This is a genomic window from Nostoc sp. EspVER01 (assembly GCF_034530635.1).
In the GTDB taxonomy this organism is placed as follows: Bacteria; Cyanobacteriota; Cyanobacteriia; order Cyanobacteriales; family Nostocaceae; genus Nostoc.
Map to the genome: position 1 here is coordinate 69,882 of NZ_JAVRCS010000023.1, position 18,258 is coordinate 88,139.

Consider the following 18,258-nt stretch of genomic DNA (forward strand, 5'->3'; position numbering starts at 1 on the left):
TCGCCCTAACGTGGCGAGGTTTTTACCTGACCCAAAATACAAGGATTATTTCGCTTAACGTCGGGCGAGGTTTTTACCTTTCCCCTTTCCCCCTTCCCCTTCATATAAAAGTATTCCTTAAGTCTAAAGCAAGACACACCTGGAGTATGAAGTTATAAGTTCTCAGGTGAAATAATATTGTGAAGTATTCTTAATAGAATCTCAACTGCTAGCAGCATCTGGCTGTATAAAGTTTTTAGTTAAGTAGAAGTCCGACAAAAAACTAACACTCATACTATCTAACAGGAACAAAATAATTCATAATAAGTAATTAAATAAAATAGAATAAATAGAAGTAAATACAATATTTAGTTTCTGTTTTTCTGAACAAGCAAATTTTTTCGTAGGTTCTTAATCCTGAAATAGTAATTACTGATTATGAGTTATTTTGCTTAATGTGACGAATAGTAAGTTGTTGTGATATCTTCAAATCCTTTCGACTTTTCCAGAAGAAGCTAAGTAAAACACTCTTCAATCTATCTTGTCAGAATTTACCTAATTTAGTAGTGGATTGAAGAGACAATATTGCTTTTGTAAATCAATTAACCACACAAATCTAGAACATAAAAGGAACCATAAGCATGAAGCCTTTCGATTTATCTAAAGCTGTTTTAGCTACTGTCTTTGCCATCAGTTTCGCTTCTGTATCCTTACCTCCTTCAGTTTCTGCCCAAAGTGGAGGTTCCGGCAGTGGAGGCTCCGGTAGCGGAAGCTCCAGTGGTAGCACTGGCTCAGGCACTGGCGCTGGTACTGGAACAACAGGTACTGGCACTAGTACTGGAACAACAGGTACTGGCACTGGTACTGGAACAACAGGTACTGGCACTGGTGCTGGAACAACAGGTACTGGCGCTGGTGCTGGAACAACAGGTACTGGCACTGGTGCTGGAACAACAGGTACTGATACCACAGGTACTGGAACAACAGGTACTGGCACTGGTACTGGAACAACAGGTACTGGCACTGGTACTGGAACAACAGGCACTGGCACTGGTAATGGAACAACAGGCACTGGCACTGGTACTGATACCACAGGTACTGGAACAACAGGTACTGGCACTGGTACTGATACCACAGGTACTGGAACAACAGGTACTAGCACTGGTACTGGAACAACAGGCACTGGCACTGGTAATGGAACAACAGGCACTGGCACTGGTACTGATACCACAGGTACTGGAACAACAGGTACTGGAACAACAGGTACTGATACTACAGGTACTGGAACAACAGGTACTGATGCTACAGGTACTGGAACAACAGGTACTGATACTACAGGCACGGGCACTGATGCCACAGGTACTAACAGGAATACAGGCGTCGTAACTTCCGAAAGACCTAGCGATCGCGGTTTTAATTTGGGTTGGCTAGGTTTGCTAGGTTTAGCTGGTTTAGCTGGACTAGCTCGTAATCGCGAAAAAGTCCGGGCTTATAGCGATCCTGATGAAGTAGCAGGTTCTCGCTCCAGAAAATAGTATTTACCACACTCTAGGAGGGTACAAATTTAGTTTGTGCCCTCTATTATTTTTTTGGCGAAATTTACCGAAAAAATCGGTGCAAAGCGCATCATTCAAGACAAAGGCGGTCAAATCTGATTTACTTAAATGTCAATCATATAAAAAAAGCTGTAACAAACTATACTAAATTGTGGATAAAAATCCGTTAACTTAATAAAACTGATAAATGTAATTCAGGCTACATAAAAATGCGCCTAGAGCAGTTGCAAGCCTTTCTAGCGATCGCCCAAACCGGCAGCTTTCAACAAGCAGCGCGAACATCTGGTGTTACTCAATCGACGATTAGTCGCCAAATCCAAGCATTAGAAGCAGATTTGGGGATAGAACTGTTTCACAGAAGCACTCATGCCAAGCTAACGCTAGGAGGTGAACGTTTGTTACCCCGCGTCCGCAAAATTTGCCAAGAGTGGCAGACTGCCACAGAAGAATTAGCCGATTTAATCGCCGGAAAGCAACCAGAACTTTGCATTGCCGTGATTCACTCTCTCTGTGGATCTTACTTACCACCAGTGTTGCAAAAATTTTGTCATGATTATCCAGATGTGCAATTGCGAGTGACTTCATTGGGGAGCGATCGCGCCCTGAAAGTCCTCAAAGATGGATTGGTAGATTTAGCAATTGTGATGAATAATCGCTTTTTAACCACTAGTAGAGAAATGGTGGTAGAAGTACTTTATGATGAACCTATAGAAGTTTTAACCGCAGCCAATCATCCTCTAGCACAATATGAATGCGTCCCTTGGTCGGAGCTAATTCGTTATCCCCAAGTGGTTTTTAAAGATGGTTATGGGATGCAACGCTTAATCCAAGATAGATTTGAGCGAATGGAAGCTACACTCCAGTCGGCTTTAGAGGTAAATACCCTAGATGCCTTCCGGGGAGTCGTGCGCCAAGGAGAACTGATAGCTTTGCTACCTCAATCAGCGTTACTAGAAGCACGTCTTGACCCTACGCTGGCGATTCGTTCTTTAGCTAGCAATAACACTAGTGGTTTAGCAGATGGTTCGAGTTTGACTCGTCGGGTAGTTATGGTTACAACTCAAGACCGTCTGCAAATTCCCCCAATTAAGCACTTTTGGCAACTAGTGCAGGAAAATATTCCATTGCAAATTGACCAGCAGCGATCGCCTTCGTCACCTGCCATTTTGTTGGACAACGTGAGTTAACTCATGGGCAAGTAATTCCTTTCCTCCATGACTCTCTGGAGCATATTCTCCTTGACGGAAGAATATATCCTGTCCTGTAGTGAAGGCACGAGCCTGGATGGATTGGTTGAGTTGGTCAGAGCGGCTATCTGTGTGGATTTTGACAGCGCTGAAGTCAGTCCCAAAAGATTGTTCCATTGGTTGCCGGATATCGTCTGAGAGTGGCTGTCCACTTCCCCGTTCCTGTTGGATTGAAGTTTCTAGATCAGATGTGGCTGCAACTCCACCACCCTGACGTTGTAGCGAAATATTGGTATCCGCCAGAGATTTCATTTGTAATTCTTCTTCCTCTGGCAATGCTTCCCGTTGTAGCGAAATATTGGTATCCGCCAGAGATTTCATTTGTAATTCTTCTTCTTCCTCTGGTAATGCTTCCCGTTGTAGCGAAATATTGGTATCTGCCAGAGATTTCATTTGTAATTCTTCTTCTTCCTCTGGCAATGCTTCCCGTTGCAGGGAAATATTGGTATCTGCCAGAGATTTCATTTGTAATTCTTCTTCTTCCTCTGGCAATGCTTCCCGTTGCACAGACTGCTTACTTACAGGCTCACTCATCGTCTGCATTACCTGCTGTGCTACTCTATCAGCTTCCTGCTCGTAAACATCTCCTGGCTGGTTAACAGTGAGTTTTGTTTGGGGACGCAGTGATATGCGACTAATGTCGTGCATTAGTGGTTTGTTAAGAGGTTGCACCGATGGAACTGCTTGGGACGAAGCACTAGGGGAATCTAAACCAAAACCACGCGTCGGTTGTTTGAGTGCAGGTATTGAGAAGGAAGCAGTGGTTGCTTTTTTGGGCTGACTTACGCGTTCTCTCATGTACTTCTCCTGATGCCCGATCAGTCGGTGGATAAATATCTATGCTAGTTGATATCTTTAATCAGAGTACAGCGATCGCACTTTTAATACAATTCATCGAAAGTCTAAATTTTCGGCAACCCAATTTTTATAGTATCGGGCGATCGCACGTATTCAAGTTGAAGCTTCAGCAGGCGCATTATCTATCAGCCATGCCTCACCTGCTTTTTCACTGCTGCTATATCCCGTTGTATAGCCCCAAGGTGTTGCCGATACGCCCATAGCAATTAAGATACTTGGCACTAGCTTTTCATCTAATTCAGCAACCTGGAATTCGTTCTTTAGTTTCTCCAAAATAAATTGTCGTGGATATTTTGGCATCATACTTAAGGTCTCCCGACTCTTCTTCATTTCTTTCCAAATCTGATTGAAAGCAAACTTTTGACCAAGCTCCTTCCATTGCTCTTTACGTTTTCCATACTCTGCCTGAGCAGCAGCCAATCTTGTTTTGAGATCCGCTTCGCTGATTCCGCCCTTATTGTCTTTATTTTGTTGCATGAAGGCTAAAGTGCCAAGATCAAGAGAAGGATAGGTAACTTCTGCAAAATTGCTAACTTTTAAAGACCAATTATCCTTCGTGTAAATATGGTCAACACTATCTGAGGCTGTTAGGTCTAGCCATGCAATATAGTTGCTTCCTTTTTTTAACCGCAAAACTAAATCAGGACGGGTTCCACCCACCGTTACCTGTGTATCCACTGAATACTCTCCACCGATTTTGGGATGAAACTCCGAGTTTGAGTCACTCACCAATGATTCGATTACATATCCAAAGGCTGCTGCCATCAACTTCGGGCGCTTTTGCGATAAATGTTCATTCCACTTTTGAACCCAAAGTTTGGTATAACCGTTCAATTCCCCATAAGCTCCTAAACTAGGTACGGTGATTGCATAGTTATATGCTTTTTGAACAGTTTCATTATAGGCTGTGAAGAAAGCCTTAGATGCCTCGGCGCTTGTTGGATCGGATTTGTCATAGGTAGCATTTTCGATATCTCGCTGGATTATGGGTTCTCTTTTTTCACTACCTATCATTAACATCGGCGATCGCTGCACCATCGGCTTCATCTGTAATTCTTCTTCATCCTCTGGCGCTTGTTGTCGTTGTATGTCCAGAGATTTCATCTGCTGTGCGACGCTATCGGCTTCCTGTTCGTATTTGTCTTCAGGCTGGCTAATTGAGAGTTTTGCTTGGGTATGAAGTGGTATGCGACTGATATCGTGAGTCAGTGGTTTATGGAGTGGTTGTATTTTTGGAACCGCTTGGCGTGAAATTGCCGACGACTCCAAACCAAAACCGTGTGTTGGGTGTTTCAGGGATGGAATTGAGAAGCCTGTAGTAGTTTTTTTCTCTCGGCTGACGTGTTCTCTCATTTTCTTTTCCTGGTTGCCCAAGCAGTAGCTAGATAAATATTTTGCTCTTACTAACAATCTAGAATACTGCGATCGCACTCACAACACAATTTGTCGAAAGTCTAAATTTAGATAAAAACTTAAGTTCGACTTTTGGCTACTTTTGATTCTGATGCAGTACCTTTAGCCTGGATTTAGGGAGAGTTTTTTAATTTATGGACTCAAATCAGCAACAAAATCTTTTCACGTTCGATGGAGATGTTGGTGGTACTGCTGGCTACGCAGGAGTTTCAGTGACTTCTGATGCTAGGAAGGCGGCTAAAACGGCAAGTAAATATCTCAACAACTCACTGCTGCTGAACGAACTCGCAGAACGCGTATATAAACTTTTGCTAGAAGACTTGCGATCGCAGCGCGAAAGACTCGGTAATTATAATTCTCAAAGGTGGTTGTGATGGCTACAGGCGCTAATAACGGCAATATTACTCACGAATTAAATTATGTCACTACTAATCGTTTCTATGTAGAAATAGACAGTTCTATTGCTGCTTCTTTTGCGGAATGTACAGGATTAAGTATTCAAATTAAGAAAAATGTTTTTCAGGAAGGTGGTGTCAACGACCAACAAAGAATTTATTTAGGTCATACAGAATTTGCAGACATAACTCTTAAACGTGGAGTTACCGATCATCCAGGTTTTTGGAACTGGATGAATGCAGTTTTTGATGAACAAAAGAAAACATCTCGACGCAATGTCAATATTTTGATTTTCAATCAAGCCGGTGAAACAATGATGAGTTGGACTTTGATTGGTGCTATTCCTATAACCTGGAAAACACCTGCACTCCAAGCTGATGGTAAGGCAGTTGCCATTGAAGAATTAACTTTAGCTTATGAGGGTTTACAAGTTGCAAGGTCTACAGGAGGAGGCACTGCTGTACAACGGAATCAAAAAAGTGGATATTTCGTTTCTAGCTAAATGGCTATTTTTCAACGATAACTATGCAAATTATTCAATCTCCACTAGGAAACAATATTCATCCCTTGGGGATAATATCATCATTATCTACTTCTGATAGAATGGCATTGAGAAAACAGTCTCATTCTCTGCATTCACGAAGTAATTTTCTTAGTCCCATACAAACTAAACTACCATTAGTTAAATCCTCTAAAATTTTCTTATCTCGTGAACATGAAGCATCGATACAACCATTAATAGGTTGGGATAATCAAGATATAAATAGTGATTTGCCATTGCTTGAATCTGATTTTTTTGATTCAATAGCTCTCTCAGAAAATAGTCATGTTAATAATAATGAATTAGTAAAAGATAGTATTCCAGAGATACTGCCAAATCGGATTGATAAAAAAACGAGTGATGATACCTCGCAACAACTAAATATTAAAGATAAATCTAAATCAAAAAAAATAAATAAATCTCAAAAGCCACTTGAGAAAAAATCAAAATCCAAATCCAAAAAAGCAGTCAAATCATCTGTAGCTAAGAATATTGTTCAAAGCAATGTTGCTATTAATGGTCAAGAAGATAGCTTATTAACATCAGATGATCCTCTGTCTGTTGAGGCTAATTTGGCAATACCCACATTGCAACTGGATAATGCTGTCGTTGATAATTCTCTAGCTTTGCCATCAGTGCTTACCTCAGCCGATCTTGATGATGCACCTACTTTACTCCATCCTTTTGCGAATGATGAAAATACTGCAAGAGATCATATTGCTGTACCTAATTCTGAGTCTTCAGTTGCAAAAAATCCTATTGCACTACAACAAGAAATTGATTCCAATGTTTCAAATGAATTTCCAGCGAGTATACCTGTTCAGTTAACACCTACCTCAGCCAATATTGAAGACACACCTAATTTATTCAGAAATTCTGATAATAATGAAGCGTTAGTAATTTCAGAGTCACAGTCTGCTATGGTGGTTAATGTCTCAGATATCTCAGCAAATCTGACTTCATTACAACGTGACAGCTATCCTGAAAGTACTAATAGCGAGTTTACAGAAAGTCAGCCCATTTTAGTACCACCTGAGATTGTTGAAATACCAACAATTACTCCTACATTAACTGAAATTGGTGAAACTGCGATCGCACCACTTACCGCCACATCACCTGAGATTAGTGAAACTGCGATCGCACCACTTACCGCCACATCACCTGAGATTGGTGAAACTGCGATCGCACCACTTCTAACTACATCACCTGAGATTGTTGAAATACCAGCAATTAGTACAACATCGCCTGAGATTAGTGAAACTGCGATCGCACCACTTCTGACTACATCACCTGAAATTATTAAAACACCAACAATTACCGCCACATCACCTGAGATTGGTGAAACTGCGATCGCACCACTTCTGACTACATCACCTGAGATTGTTGAAATACCAGCAATTACTACAACATCGCCTGAGATTAGTGAAAGTGCGATCGCACCACTTCTGACTACATCACCTGAAATTATTAAAACACCAACAATTACCGCCACATCACCTGAGATTGGTGAAACTGCGATCGCACCACTTCTGACTACATCACCTGAAATTATTAAAACACCAATAATTACTCCTACATCATCAGAGATTAGTGAAAGTGCGATCGCACCACTTCTGACTACATCACCTGAAATTGTTGAAATACCAGCAATTAGTACAACATCACCTGAGATTGGTGAAACTGCGATCGCACCACTTTTTACCACATCACCTGAGATTGTTGAAACACCAATAATTACTCCTACATCATCAGAGATTAGTGAAAGTGCGATCGCACCACTTTTTACCACATCACCTGAGATTGTTGAAACACCAATAATTACTCCTACATCATCAGAGATTAGTGAAAGTGCGATCGCACCACTTTTTACCACATCACCTGAGATTGTTGAAACACCAATAATTACTCCTACATCATCAGAGATTAGTGAAAGTGCGATCGCACCAATTACCGCCACATCACCTGAGATTTCTGAAAAACCAACAATTACCGCTACATCGCCTGAGATTGTTGAAAATGCAAGTATTTTCAGGGAAATTATTGACAATGAACAAATAGTAGAATCAGAATTTACCTCTGCGGTAACAAATGAAGAAAATCCTGAAATATTAACCTTTGTTGATACCTCAGATAATCTCACCTCCCCACAAAATGAGGTAAACACACTACCTCAAATTGAGCAAAATGCGATCGCAGAAAATTTGCCAGCACCTAAAGGTTATGCTACTGGAGGCCACGTAACAGACTCCCACGTTGAAAATCGTCAGCAGATAGCACCCTCAGATACAGTACCTGCAATGCTTACACCTGGAGAATTTGTGATTAATACCAGGGATGCACAGAAGAATTTACCCCTACTACATCACATCAACACAGGTGGAACACCGCAGGATATTATCCTTCCAAGTTTACAGACATCCAATCCCACAGAACCAGAAGAAGAAACTTCTCCAGAGACTCCGACTAAAGTCGATTCTTTTTCAGACACTTCATTACAACTAAAAAGCGCTGAGACTGATTCACCTGAGATATCGAATTCTTTAATTCCTTCTTCCTTGGGGTTAAACATTAGTAAACAGAAACTTTCTATTCTCAATTCTCCAGAGATTCATACCCTTCACAATGAAACAATTGATGTAGGTGAATCCTCACCCCAATACTCATCACCTCCCCTGATTTTCCGAAAAGCAAATTCCACCACTAAGACATCTTCCCAATGGTCAAATACACCTTCTCAATGGTCAAGTGTGGAAGATTTATTAAATGGAAATGATGATGAATTCACTAGCTTTAATTTTAATGATGAAGAATCTAATAGCCAAAATTATGAATTTTCTCACGTTTCAGAATCACCACAAGTTTTTGCTAAACACCTTCCTTCAGCTAGAGGCTTTGCTGATGGGGGAGAAGTTACTCCACCCGACATATCTAGAGAAATAGCACCAGTAACTGAGACGATAGAGAGCGCATCCTCATTTTCTCAAGAAGATGATAAAGATGATACAGCCGATCTTGAAGCTCTAGCTCGTGAAGTTTATAGCAGATTACGACAACGGATAGAAATTGAGCGAGAACGTCATGGTGGTTCCTCTGGTAGATTACCTTGGTAAATTTGTATTCAAGAATTAATTTTAGGAGAATATTCAAATGGCAAGTCCAGCAATTATTGTTATTCAAAAGCGTCAACCGCAACTTGAGAAAGCCAAACTTGTAGCTTATAACGGTGAAGCGCCAGATATTGAATTAATGTTTAATCCTACAGATATTACTTTCGCTCGGACTGTCAAGTGGGAAAGTAAAGATGGTAATAGAGGAACTACTCTACTTCCAAAAGTAAACTTTTCTGGAGTTGAACCTTACAAATTTACGCTCAAACAGTTACTTTATGATACTTATGAAACAAAAGAATCGGTGATGAAGAAATATATAGATAATATTAAAAAAGGTGTAGAAACTATCAGTAAAGCAACTGACAAGCGACCACCTGTTTATATATTTACGTGGGGAAATGAGTATTTTTATTGTGTAATCACGAGTTTAACCTACACTTTAAATATGTTTTTGAGTGATGGTACACCAGTAAGGGCACTGGTAGATATAGCCTTGCAAGAAGTAGATAAGAATAACCTTCCTGGAGGACGTGAATCTGCTTCTACAGGAGATGCTCGTGCGGGAGATCCAAAAGGACAAACACTGAGTAAAACAAAATAAGTAATACCAATTTGAAAAAAGAATGCGACAAATAGACCATTTGTAGAGACGCGATGAATCGCGTCTTTAGCCAAAGAGGTGTTACTGAACATTCCATAATTTATAAAGTAATAATTATGCCTGCAAAAAAAAGCCTTTATTTAAGCGAACCTAAAATACAAATAGATGGAAAACAGGCTTCTCCTGAATTAATGAAGGATTTGTTGCAAATCACAATCGAAGAAAGCCTTCATTTACCAGCAATGTTTACGCTAGTAATCCATAACAGCTATATTCCCGCATCTGACCGGCCAGAAAACAAAGCTTGGCGACATGAGCCTTTATTTAAAATTGGTAAAAAAGTGAAATTGGGTTTTACTTCTAGTACGACTCTAGATAATAACTTCCAAGAAGAAGTAGGAGAATTCCTCATTGAAGGCGAAATTACAGCGATGGAAGTTAACTTCAATGAAAAATCTGAAGCTGATATCATTGTTCGCGGTTATGATATTTCTCATCGTCTGCACAGAGGTCGTTATAATCGTTCTTTTTTAAATAAAACTGATAGCGATATAGTCAAGCAAATAGTTAAAGAAGTAGGCATAAAGCTTGGCAATATAGAGGCAACTGGTGAAGTTCATAAGTATGTATTTCAAGAAAATCAAACCAATATGGAGTTTTTGCGAGAAAGGGCTGCTCGCATTGGTTTTGAGTTATTTATTACAGAAGAAAAGCTCAATTTTTGCAAACCAAAAACTCAGGGATCTTTATCATTAAAATGGCTAGTTGATATTAATAAATTTAGTACCCGCGTTACCAGTGCTGAACAGATAAGTTCTGTAGAAGTACGCGCCTGGGACTATACCCAGAAAAAATTAATTAGTGGAACCGCCAAGAAAGAAAAGCAAATAACCGAGACAGGTAATCGGCTAGGAAGTAGTACTAGTAATGCATTTTCTAATCTTAAGTCTCCCAAAATGATTGTTGTAGATAAACCTGTTGCCAGTAAAAAACAAGCAGACACAATGGCTCAGGCTTTGTGTGATGAACTAGGGGGAGAATTTGTTTATGCAGATGCCAAAGCAGAAGGGAATCCTGAGATTCGTCCTGGACGGGTTATTAATCTTGAGGGTATGGGCGATCGCTATAGTGGTAAGTATTATGTTACAGAAACCCGCCATTTCTTCAGTCAGCGCGTTTATGAAACTTATTTCAGCGTGCGGGGACTACGTTCTGGTAGCTTATTCACAACTCTATCTCCAGAAAAACGTCTCCAACCATCTGAGACTTTATTAGTCGGAATTGTCACTGATAACAAAGACCCAGAGGCATGGGGTAGGGTGAAGGTTAAGTTTCCCACGCTCACAGAAGAACATACAAGTGACTGGGCGAGAGTTGTAGCTGTGGGAGCAGGCCAAAATAGAGGTTTTGACTGTTTACCAGAGGTAAACGATGAAGTTTTAGTAGGTTTTGAGCATGGCGATATCCACCGTCCCTACGTTATTGGCGGAGTATGGAATGGCAAGGATGCACCACCAGAAAAAGTAAGGGATTCAGTTACAAGTGGTGTAAGATTACGCACCATTAAAACCCGTGTAGGTCATACTCTACAATTTGTTGAAGAAGATAAAGGAAGTAGTAAAAAAGGTATTCGTGTAGAAACTGAATACGGTCACAAAATATATCTCAATGATAGTCAAAGGTGTATAGAGATTGAAACTAAAGGCGGTCATAGAATCAAAATGGACGACATGGGTAAATCTGTTTCAGTGGAGTCAAAAGGTAATCTGTCATTGGATGCTGTTGGAAATATAGACATTTCAGCCAAGGGTACGATTACAGTTAAAGGTGCGTTGATTCGACTTAATTAATTCGTAATACTTCGACTTCGCTCAGTACAAGTTCGTAATTCGTAATTTTTGACGAAAACAGTTAATTAAAAAGACTATGGGAGGTTGTGATGGGTAGACCAGCAGCAAGAATTACCGACAATGTGGCGCACCCCTTACCCCCAGTTTTAACAGGAGGGCCGGGTAGTCCGAATGTGTTGATTGGGTCTTTACCTGCGTGGCGGGGTGTGCTTGCAGCAGCAGTACCAGGTTTGCAGTCTGCTAAAACATCTTCTGATATAGCTATCAAAACGGCTGAGGCTGCTACCCTAGCGGCGGCTGGTACGCCAGGCGCGCCTGCTGCTTTAGCTGCTGAACAAACTACAAAGACAACGGCAGCTGCTACTATGGGTAGTGCGATCGCAGCAGCAGCAGCCGGTGCTGATATTCATAATTGCGCGACACCATTGCCTGTCCCTCCTCACGGCCCTGGGGTTGTGATTGACGGTAGTCAGACTGTGTTAATTAACAATCTACCTGCATCTCGGATGGGCGACACCGTTTTAGAAGCATTAGGGCCACCGAATAAAATTATCAAAGGTAATCCTACTGTTTTGATTGGCGGCTGATTGAAGAGGCAGGGGGCAGGGAGCAGGGAGCAGGGGGCAGGGAGCAGGGGGAATGGAAAAAGAACCAATTAAAAGTCATGAAGACTTGGAAGTATACAAAATGGCATTTGATACAGCCATGAAAATATTTGAACTATCCAAGAAGTTTCCTGTAGAAGAGAGATATTCGCTGACCGACCAAATTCGTAGATCGTCACGTTCTGTATGTGCAAATCTGGCGGAAGCATGGAGAAAACGTCGATATGAAGCTGCTTTTGTAGCTAAGTTAAATGACTCGGAAGCAGAGGCAGCAGAGACTCAGACTTGGTTAAAATTTGCTGTCAAGTGTAGTTATTTAGATGTTGATACAGGTAGAGAACTTTATGGAAATTACAACCGAGTTTTAGGCATTCTAGTAATCATAATCAACAATCCATCTCCCTGGCTCATAAAACGCTAATTATCCATCATCTCCCTGCCCCCTGCTCCCTACTCCCTGCCCCTCTGCCTCTTCATCCTCGACCTTTGGCGAATAGGCTTAAAGCCTTTGTGCCGATATCTTTGAAGATATCCATGTAACAGCTGTCTAAGTGCCAGATATGGTTTATGGTCGCGATCGAGCCTATTTGGGAACAGGTTGGGCTTATCCACTGCATTTAAGTGTGCAAGGTGGGATACAACTTAGCCGTGAAGATCAAAAAGTTAAGGAATCTATTTGGATTATCCTCCGCACGGGAGTAGGTGAGCGGGTTTATCGGCCTACCTTTGGTTCACGCTTGTCAGAACTGGCGTTTGCACCTTTGAATAGCGATACCCTACTGCGAATCCGTCTTTATGTCTTGGAAGCTTTAGAAGTTTGGGAACCACGCATTACTATCGATGAAGTTGTCACCGATCCCGATCCAGTGCGTGGCAGAGTGGACATCATCATCAATTATCGGCTCAAAGACAGTCCCGATATTTATAGTTTTGTTTATCCTTATTATTTGGTGTCAGCTGGGGAGGAAGCGTGATACGAATTAAAAATTGAAAATTAAAAAAGCTAAATTTTATCTGGGTTTCTAGGCTTGCATCTGCCACATTCTTTTTTTAATTGGTATGAACTTTGACTTTTTACCGAAATTACCTTCTTCCAACTTAGACGATCGCGCCTTTGATGATTTGGTGCAAGAATGTATTATGCGTATTCCTCGCTACTGTCCCGAATGGACTGACCACAATCTCAGCGACCCAGGAATTACGCTCATTGAGTTATTTGCTTGGTTAACTGACCAAATGTTGCTCAGATTCAACCAAGTACCTCGAAAAAATTATGTCGCTTTTTTAGAATTACTAGGTATTCGTCTCCACCCTCCCGCCCCAGCCCGCACAGAATTAACTTTTTATTTAAGTGCTGCACTACCTGAAGCCTACACGATTCCCGCAGGATTAGAAGCTTCAACTATCCGCACTGAAACTACAGAAGCGATAACTTTCAGCACAGATTCTCCTTTAATTATCGGCAAACCCCGCATCCAACATTTTTTAACTGCCCAAACTACCGAAGATATTCCCCAATCTCTGCGCGAAAGAGTCACAACTTCCTGGACTCGTCAATCTAACGGTTACTGGACAGGTAATGAACAACCGATTTTTGAAGAGGAACCCCAGCCTGGTAATTGCTTTTATTTAGCAATTAATTCTGACGATCCTTTAGATGCTAATGTTTTAGAAATTATTTTCCAGGGAGCTGCGGCTACTCCTGCTGGGATTAACCCCAATCAACCACCCCGCAAGTGGGAAGCCTGGGATGGGGAAAATTGGCAATCAGTTTTATTGCAAGAATCAGATGATAAAACTCGCGGCTTCAGTTTTTACGAAATCGCCCAAGAAGGTGAAAACCCTTCTCAAGGTGCAGAGGTACGTCTGCATTTACCTCAAATTTGGCCTGTGGCTAATTTTACCTCTTACCGAGGTCGCTGGTTACGCTGTAGCTTTGTTTCCACGGAAGCGAATGAATCTGGTTACAATCGTCCGCCACGAATTATTGGTTTAGCAGTGCGGTCAATTGGCGGTACTGTTAGGGCTAGCCATAGTACGCTGATTCAAGATGAACGATTGGGAATTAGTGATGGTACACCCGGTCAAAGTTTCCAGTTACAAACAGCACCAATTTTAGAACGCCGAGAAAATGAGTATATTTTAGTTACTCCCGCTGGTGGTTTGCCGCAAAAGTGGATTGAGGTGAGAGATTTTGCTGATTCTGGCCCGCATAACTTCCATTACACCATCGATTCCATCACTGGTACAATCCAATTCGGGCCGCTGATTCGGGAACCTAGCCAACTTAAACAGCAAACTCAGGTAAGAACGCGAATCCAGCAACCATCACTGGATGACACATCTGTACAAGTTCTGGAAAATAACCAGTCGGAACATCAATATGGGGCAATTCCTCCCCGTGGTGCAGAGATTAGGATGGTTAGTTATCGTACAGGCGGCGGTAGAGAAGGCAATGTTCAAACTGGGGCAATTCAGTTTTTGAAGTCTGCGTATCCATATATTGCTAGTGTGGTCAATCGCGTACCAGCAATCAATGGGGCGGATGCCGAATCGCTGGAACAGGCTGTGATGAAAGCTCCCCGCATCCTCCGCACGCGCGATCGCGCCGTCACTGCCGAAGATTTTGAAGTTTTAACTCAACAGGCGGGTGCTGGTGCGATCGCCCGCGTCCGTTGTTTACCAGCAAATTCCCGTAGACAAGCTGGTATAGTTAGTTTACTGGTAGTTCCTTATGCAAATACAGATGCGATCGCCCAAGGCAATGGCATGACACCAGAAGATTTTGCCCTCAGTAATGCCCTGCAAGAGCAAATTTTGAGTTATTTAGATGAAAGACGCTTATTAGGGGTACAAGTAGAGTTACAAGAGCCGAATTACGTAGGTGTTTCGGTACAAACAGAAGTTGCTTTAGAGCCAGCATACAATAATCCTTTTGCCAGCGAAGAAATTCGCCGGAATTTAAGGCGATCGCTATATAAATATTTAAATCCCTTAACTGGAGGAATCGACGGCAAAGGTTGGCCATTTGGGCGACCAGTTTATACATCAGATATTGTCGCATTACTGCAACAAACCCCAGGCGTGCGTCATTTAGGCCCCGTCTTGCTATTTCCCATCCGCAAGCAAGGAGAAAATTGGCGGCGACAACCATCACCAGAACAATTGATCGATCCGGGATCGGAAGGTTTGATATGTTCTTGGGCTGATACAAATCTGCGTTCCAATCACGACATCCAGATAATTCGTAATTCGTAATTCGTAATTTGTCAGGAATTATTTTCTCCCCTGCCTCCCCTGCCCCCAATCCCCAATCCCCAGTCCTATGGTTCAAAGTCGCTCTAGTCCAGCTGTAAGCATTCAATTAACACCAATGCAAATTCCCGAAGCTTTACCTGTGGCAGGTTTAGCATTTGCAAATGCGGAAAACATCGATGTAGCTGGACGTAATTTGCTCTTGCATCCTGGACATCCCAGCGAGATGATTGTGCAGGTGCAAAACTTAGAACAACGTCCTTTACGGGTAAGATTAAGCGTTGAAGGAAACTTCCCGTTGCAGTGGTGTCAGATTGGTACAGAAGGCAGTGAGATACCGCCTCATGGACAAATGGATGCTGTTCTCTACTTCTCAATTCCCGACACATTTTTTGAAGACCAAGAGGCTATTTTTCCTGGGAAAAAAGACAAACTAACGCTCAATTTTCGCAGCCTAATTACTCTACACATAGACCCAGGCACAGACAACGAACAAATAGAGAGAAGCGAGTATTTCGATTTATACATTCGTCCCTACACTGCCTACATGGAATTCCTGCCAATTTTGTATCGAGAAGTAGACTTTATTGGTCGCTTCATGAAAATATTTGAGCAAGCTTTTCAACCAATAGTTAATAGTTACAACGTCATGTGGGCAAACCTCGACCCCTTGACAGCACCGCAAGCATTACTACCCTTTATGGCTCATTGGGTTGCTTGGCAAGTAGATTCTGTTTGGGATCTCCAGCAACAACGGCGTTTAATTCGCCGAGCCGTAGAACTTTATCGCTGGCGAGGAACTCGTAAAGGATTGCGTCTCTACTTGCATCTTTATACTGGTTTACCGTTAGACGAACATTTACCGAATGAAGCTGATAAACATATTAGTATTACAGAACCTTTTGGCCCAAGTTTCATTATCGGAGATGCACAATTAGGAAATGCAGTTTTAGCAGGCGGACAACCATATCATTTTATAGTGCGTTTGCGTTCAAATATTTCTAGTGGCATCATCAACGAAGAACTTATTCAAAGAATCATAGAACAAGAAAAACCTGCTTTTTGCACATACGAATTATCTATCGAAACTCCTTCTAGCCAATAAAATTTTAAACTTCTTCTCCCTGACCTCTTCCTAAGCTTTTCTTAATTTTGAATTTTGAATTTTGAATTAATTATGTCCCATCCTTTCCCACCTCCACCAATTAAATCCTTTGAACGCCTGCAAGCAGCAGACGGCTTACTAATTAATGCGGAACGCTGGCGCACAGCCCATGAATATCACCGTAATCGGCAAAATGCTCAATATCAAAGTTTAAATCAACCAGGAATTGTCTGCGGTTTAGGAGTGCGAGATGTAACTGCCCCAAGCCAAGTTGAAGCTAGATATCGAGATGGACGTTGGGTACAAATTCAACCTGGGATTGCAATTGATTTAGCAGGTAATCTAATTGTTGTACCGACTTCTTATGATTTTCCCATCGATTTAGAAGTAGTAAGTTCTGAACCGCTCATGATTTACTTAGTAGTTAGCTATGTAGATCCCGATGAATTGCGGCGCGGACAGCAAAGAGATATTGTTCAAGAGACTTATCGAATTGACCAAATAAACTCTACACCAGCCAGTTCAGAAATAGAAATATGTCGAATACTCCTACAACCAGGACATACTGACATTACCCAACCTGCGGATGCTTTTTTCCCTGGATATAATAATATTGATTTGCGTTATCGTCGTCAGGCACAAATGCGTCCTCAAGCACTTGTATGTATGGCGCAAGCGACTCATAGCGATCCTGAATGTGCGCGTAATTTTTTCAGCCTTTCATATTTATTACAAGCAGTAGAACCCCTATACCCAAGTTTGCGAGGGGCTGATGAACCAGGTCAGGTTTCTTTAGCAGAAAATATCCAAGACTATGACATCCTTTATCTCACAGGTGGACAAGCAATATCTTTAAATAGTCTCGAATTTGAATCTCTCAGAAATTATTTGAATTTAGGTGGTGTGCTTTTAGTTGATGCGCCAACAAATGCTAATCCTTTGATTGAAAGTACTCAAGCTTTGGCACAACAGCTAGAGAGTCCTTTAAGACCTTTAGAAGAATTGCAACGGAGTCATCCTTTAAGGACAAAACCTTTCTTATTTGCTGCCTTGCCAATGGTTAATCAGCAGCAGATTAAACTGTTAATCGGTGGCGGAATTATTTTAGCAATTGGAGATTTAGCAACCGCTTGGGGACTGGATAGAGATTTGAGTTTACCCAGATTGACTATTCGTACAGCTCAGGAATTAGGCATTAATATTCTTCACTATGCTTGGAAGCGGCGACAGTTGATTGGGTTGCAACAGGAAGATAATTCAGGACAGTGGTGAAAGGCAAGTTAGTAGAGTGGACGTTTGGAAGCTGGCAGCTTTTTGTTCAGATTTGGCTGCCCTATAAAGCAATACGGTTCAGCTAACGCTCAAATACATATAAATTAGAAAATGTTGTGAAGTATGAAAATGAAATGCAGTGCATCTCAAGGAATTTTCTATTGGTATCTCTTAAAATACAAATAAAGTACTGAGCTACTTAAAGCAATAGAGGCAGTTATCCCTGCTAATTCAATCGAACAGACGATGCCTGCGGCGGGCTACGCCTACGCTAAAATTAAAGTCGAAGAGGAACGTTATTGTTTGTTACCAGCACAACTGATAGTTTGTCCGATAAACGATATCTTTAAATCTCATATTGGAGAATATAGTTAGTCAAGATGATAATGTCTTGTGTAAAATTTGCAATCAACTGCCGCTCAAATTCCAATCAAGATATGAGAGCATATATTTATTAAGAAATTTGCTCA

General features: G+C 41.5%; 15 protein-coding genes. 13 read left to right on the forward strand and 2 right to left on the reverse strand.

The genetic code is table 11. The features are described 5' to 3' along the window. Window positions 1-620: 620 nt before the first annotated feature. Both RMX69_RS19280 and RMX69_RS19285 read left to right on the forward strand, forming a co-directional pair. The gene (locus tag RMX69_RS19280; protein WP_322638413.1) at window positions 621-1,514 is read left to right on the forward strand and encodes a WGxxGxxG-CTERM domain-containing protein; all 894 of its coding nucleotides are present in this window, start codon (window positions 621-623) and stop codon (window positions 1,512-1,514) included. A 230-nt stretch (window positions 1,515-1,744) separates the two neighbouring features. Beyond that, the gene (locus RMX69_RS19285; RefSeq protein ID WP_322638414.1) at window positions 1,745-2,722 is read left to right on the forward strand and encodes a LysR family transcriptional regulator; all 978 of its coding nucleotides are present in this window, start codon (window positions 1,745-1,747) and stop codon (window positions 2,720-2,722) included. On the opposite strand, the gene RMX69_RS19290 is transcribed toward RMX69_RS19285, so the two are convergent. Together RMX69_RS19290 and RMX69_RS19295 are read right to left on the reverse strand one after the other, a co-directional pair. Further along, window positions 2,690-3,580 (reverse strand): DUF4157 domain-containing protein, encoded by an 891-nt coding sequence (locus RMX69_RS19290; RefSeq protein WP_322638415.1) that lies wholly within the window; start codon window positions 3,578-3,580, stop codon window positions 2,690-2,692. The genes RMX69_RS19285 and RMX69_RS19290 overlap by 33 nt on opposite strands. A gap of 153 nt (window positions 3,581-3,733) precedes the next feature. Further along, entirely contained in the window at window positions 3,734-4,993 is a 1,260-nt protein-coding gene (locus tag RMX69_RS19295) for a hypothetical protein (RefSeq protein ID WP_322638416.1), read from the reverse strand. 194 nt (window positions 4,994-5,187) lie between these two features. Between RMX69_RS19295 and RMX69_RS19300 the strand changes: the two genes are divergently transcribed. The 11 genes from RMX69_RS19300 (at window position 5,188) to RMX69_RS19350 (ending at window position 17,788) form a co-directional block, all read left to right on the forward strand. Beyond that, a complete protein-coding gene (locus tag RMX69_RS19300) occupies window positions 5,188-5,427 on the forward strand; it encodes a hypothetical protein (RefSeq protein ID WP_289797980.1) in 240 nt (79 codons plus the stop codon). Next, on the forward strand, window positions 5,427-5,951 hold the full coding sequence (locus RMX69_RS19305) for a phage tail protein (RefSeq protein ID WP_322638417.1): 525 nt from the start codon (window positions 5,427-5,429) through the stop codon (window positions 5,949-5,951). The genes RMX69_RS19300 and RMX69_RS19305 overlap by 1 nt, the downstream gene beginning before the upstream one ends. A 23-nt stretch (window positions 5,952-5,974) precedes the next feature. Next, a complete protein-coding gene (locus RMX69_RS19310; protein ID WP_322638418.1) occupies window positions 5,975-9,100 on the forward strand; it encodes a hypothetical protein in 3,126 nt (1,041 codons plus the stop codon). A 37-nt stretch (window positions 9,101-9,137) separates the two neighbouring features. Continuing rightward, window positions 9,138-9,701, forward strand: a complete 564-nt coding sequence (locus tag RMX69_RS19315; RefSeq protein ID WP_289797978.1) for a hypothetical protein — start codon at window positions 9,138-9,140, stop codon at window positions 9,699-9,701. Between the two features lie 116 nt (window positions 9,702-9,817). After that, window positions 9,818-11,551 (forward strand): VgrG-related protein, encoded by a 1,734-nt coding sequence (locus tag RMX69_RS19320; protein ID WP_322638419.1) that lies wholly within the window; start codon window positions 9,818-9,820, stop codon window positions 11,549-11,551. 89 nt (window positions 11,552-11,640) lie between these two features. Then, the gene (locus RMX69_RS19325) at window positions 11,641-12,138 is read left to right on the forward strand and encodes a PAAR domain-containing protein (protein ID WP_289797976.1); all 498 of its coding nucleotides are present in this window, start codon (window positions 11,641-11,643) and stop codon (window positions 12,136-12,138) included. 52 nt (window positions 12,139-12,190) lie between these two features. Beyond that, window positions 12,191-12,577, forward strand: a complete 387-nt coding sequence (locus RMX69_RS19330) for a four helix bundle protein (RefSeq protein ID WP_181929858.1) — start codon at window positions 12,191-12,193, stop codon at window positions 12,575-12,577. A 139-nt stretch (window positions 12,578-12,716) separates the two neighbouring features. After that, entirely contained in the window at window positions 12,717-13,130 is a 414-nt protein-coding gene (locus RMX69_RS19335; protein WP_322638438.1) for a GPW/gp25 family protein, read from the forward strand. Window positions 13,131-13,215: 85 nt separating this feature from the next. Further along, window positions 13,216-15,414: a putative baseplate assembly protein gene (locus tag RMX69_RS19340; RefSeq protein WP_322638420.1), complete on the forward strand. Its 2,199-nt coding sequence runs from the start codon at window positions 13,216-13,218 to the stop codon at window positions 15,412-15,414. Window positions 15,415-15,481: 67 nt separating this feature from the next. After that, window positions 15,482-16,516 (forward strand): phage tail protein, encoded by a 1,035-nt coding sequence (locus RMX69_RS19345; RefSeq protein WP_322638421.1) that lies wholly within the window; start codon window positions 15,482-15,484, stop codon window positions 16,514-16,516. 72 nt (window positions 16,517-16,588) lie between these two features. After that, window positions 16,589-17,788: a DUF4159 domain-containing protein gene (locus RMX69_RS19350; protein WP_322638422.1), complete on the forward strand. Its 1,200-nt coding sequence runs from the start codon at window positions 16,589-16,591 to the stop codon at window positions 17,786-17,788. Window positions 17,789-18,258: the final 470 nt, after the last annotated feature.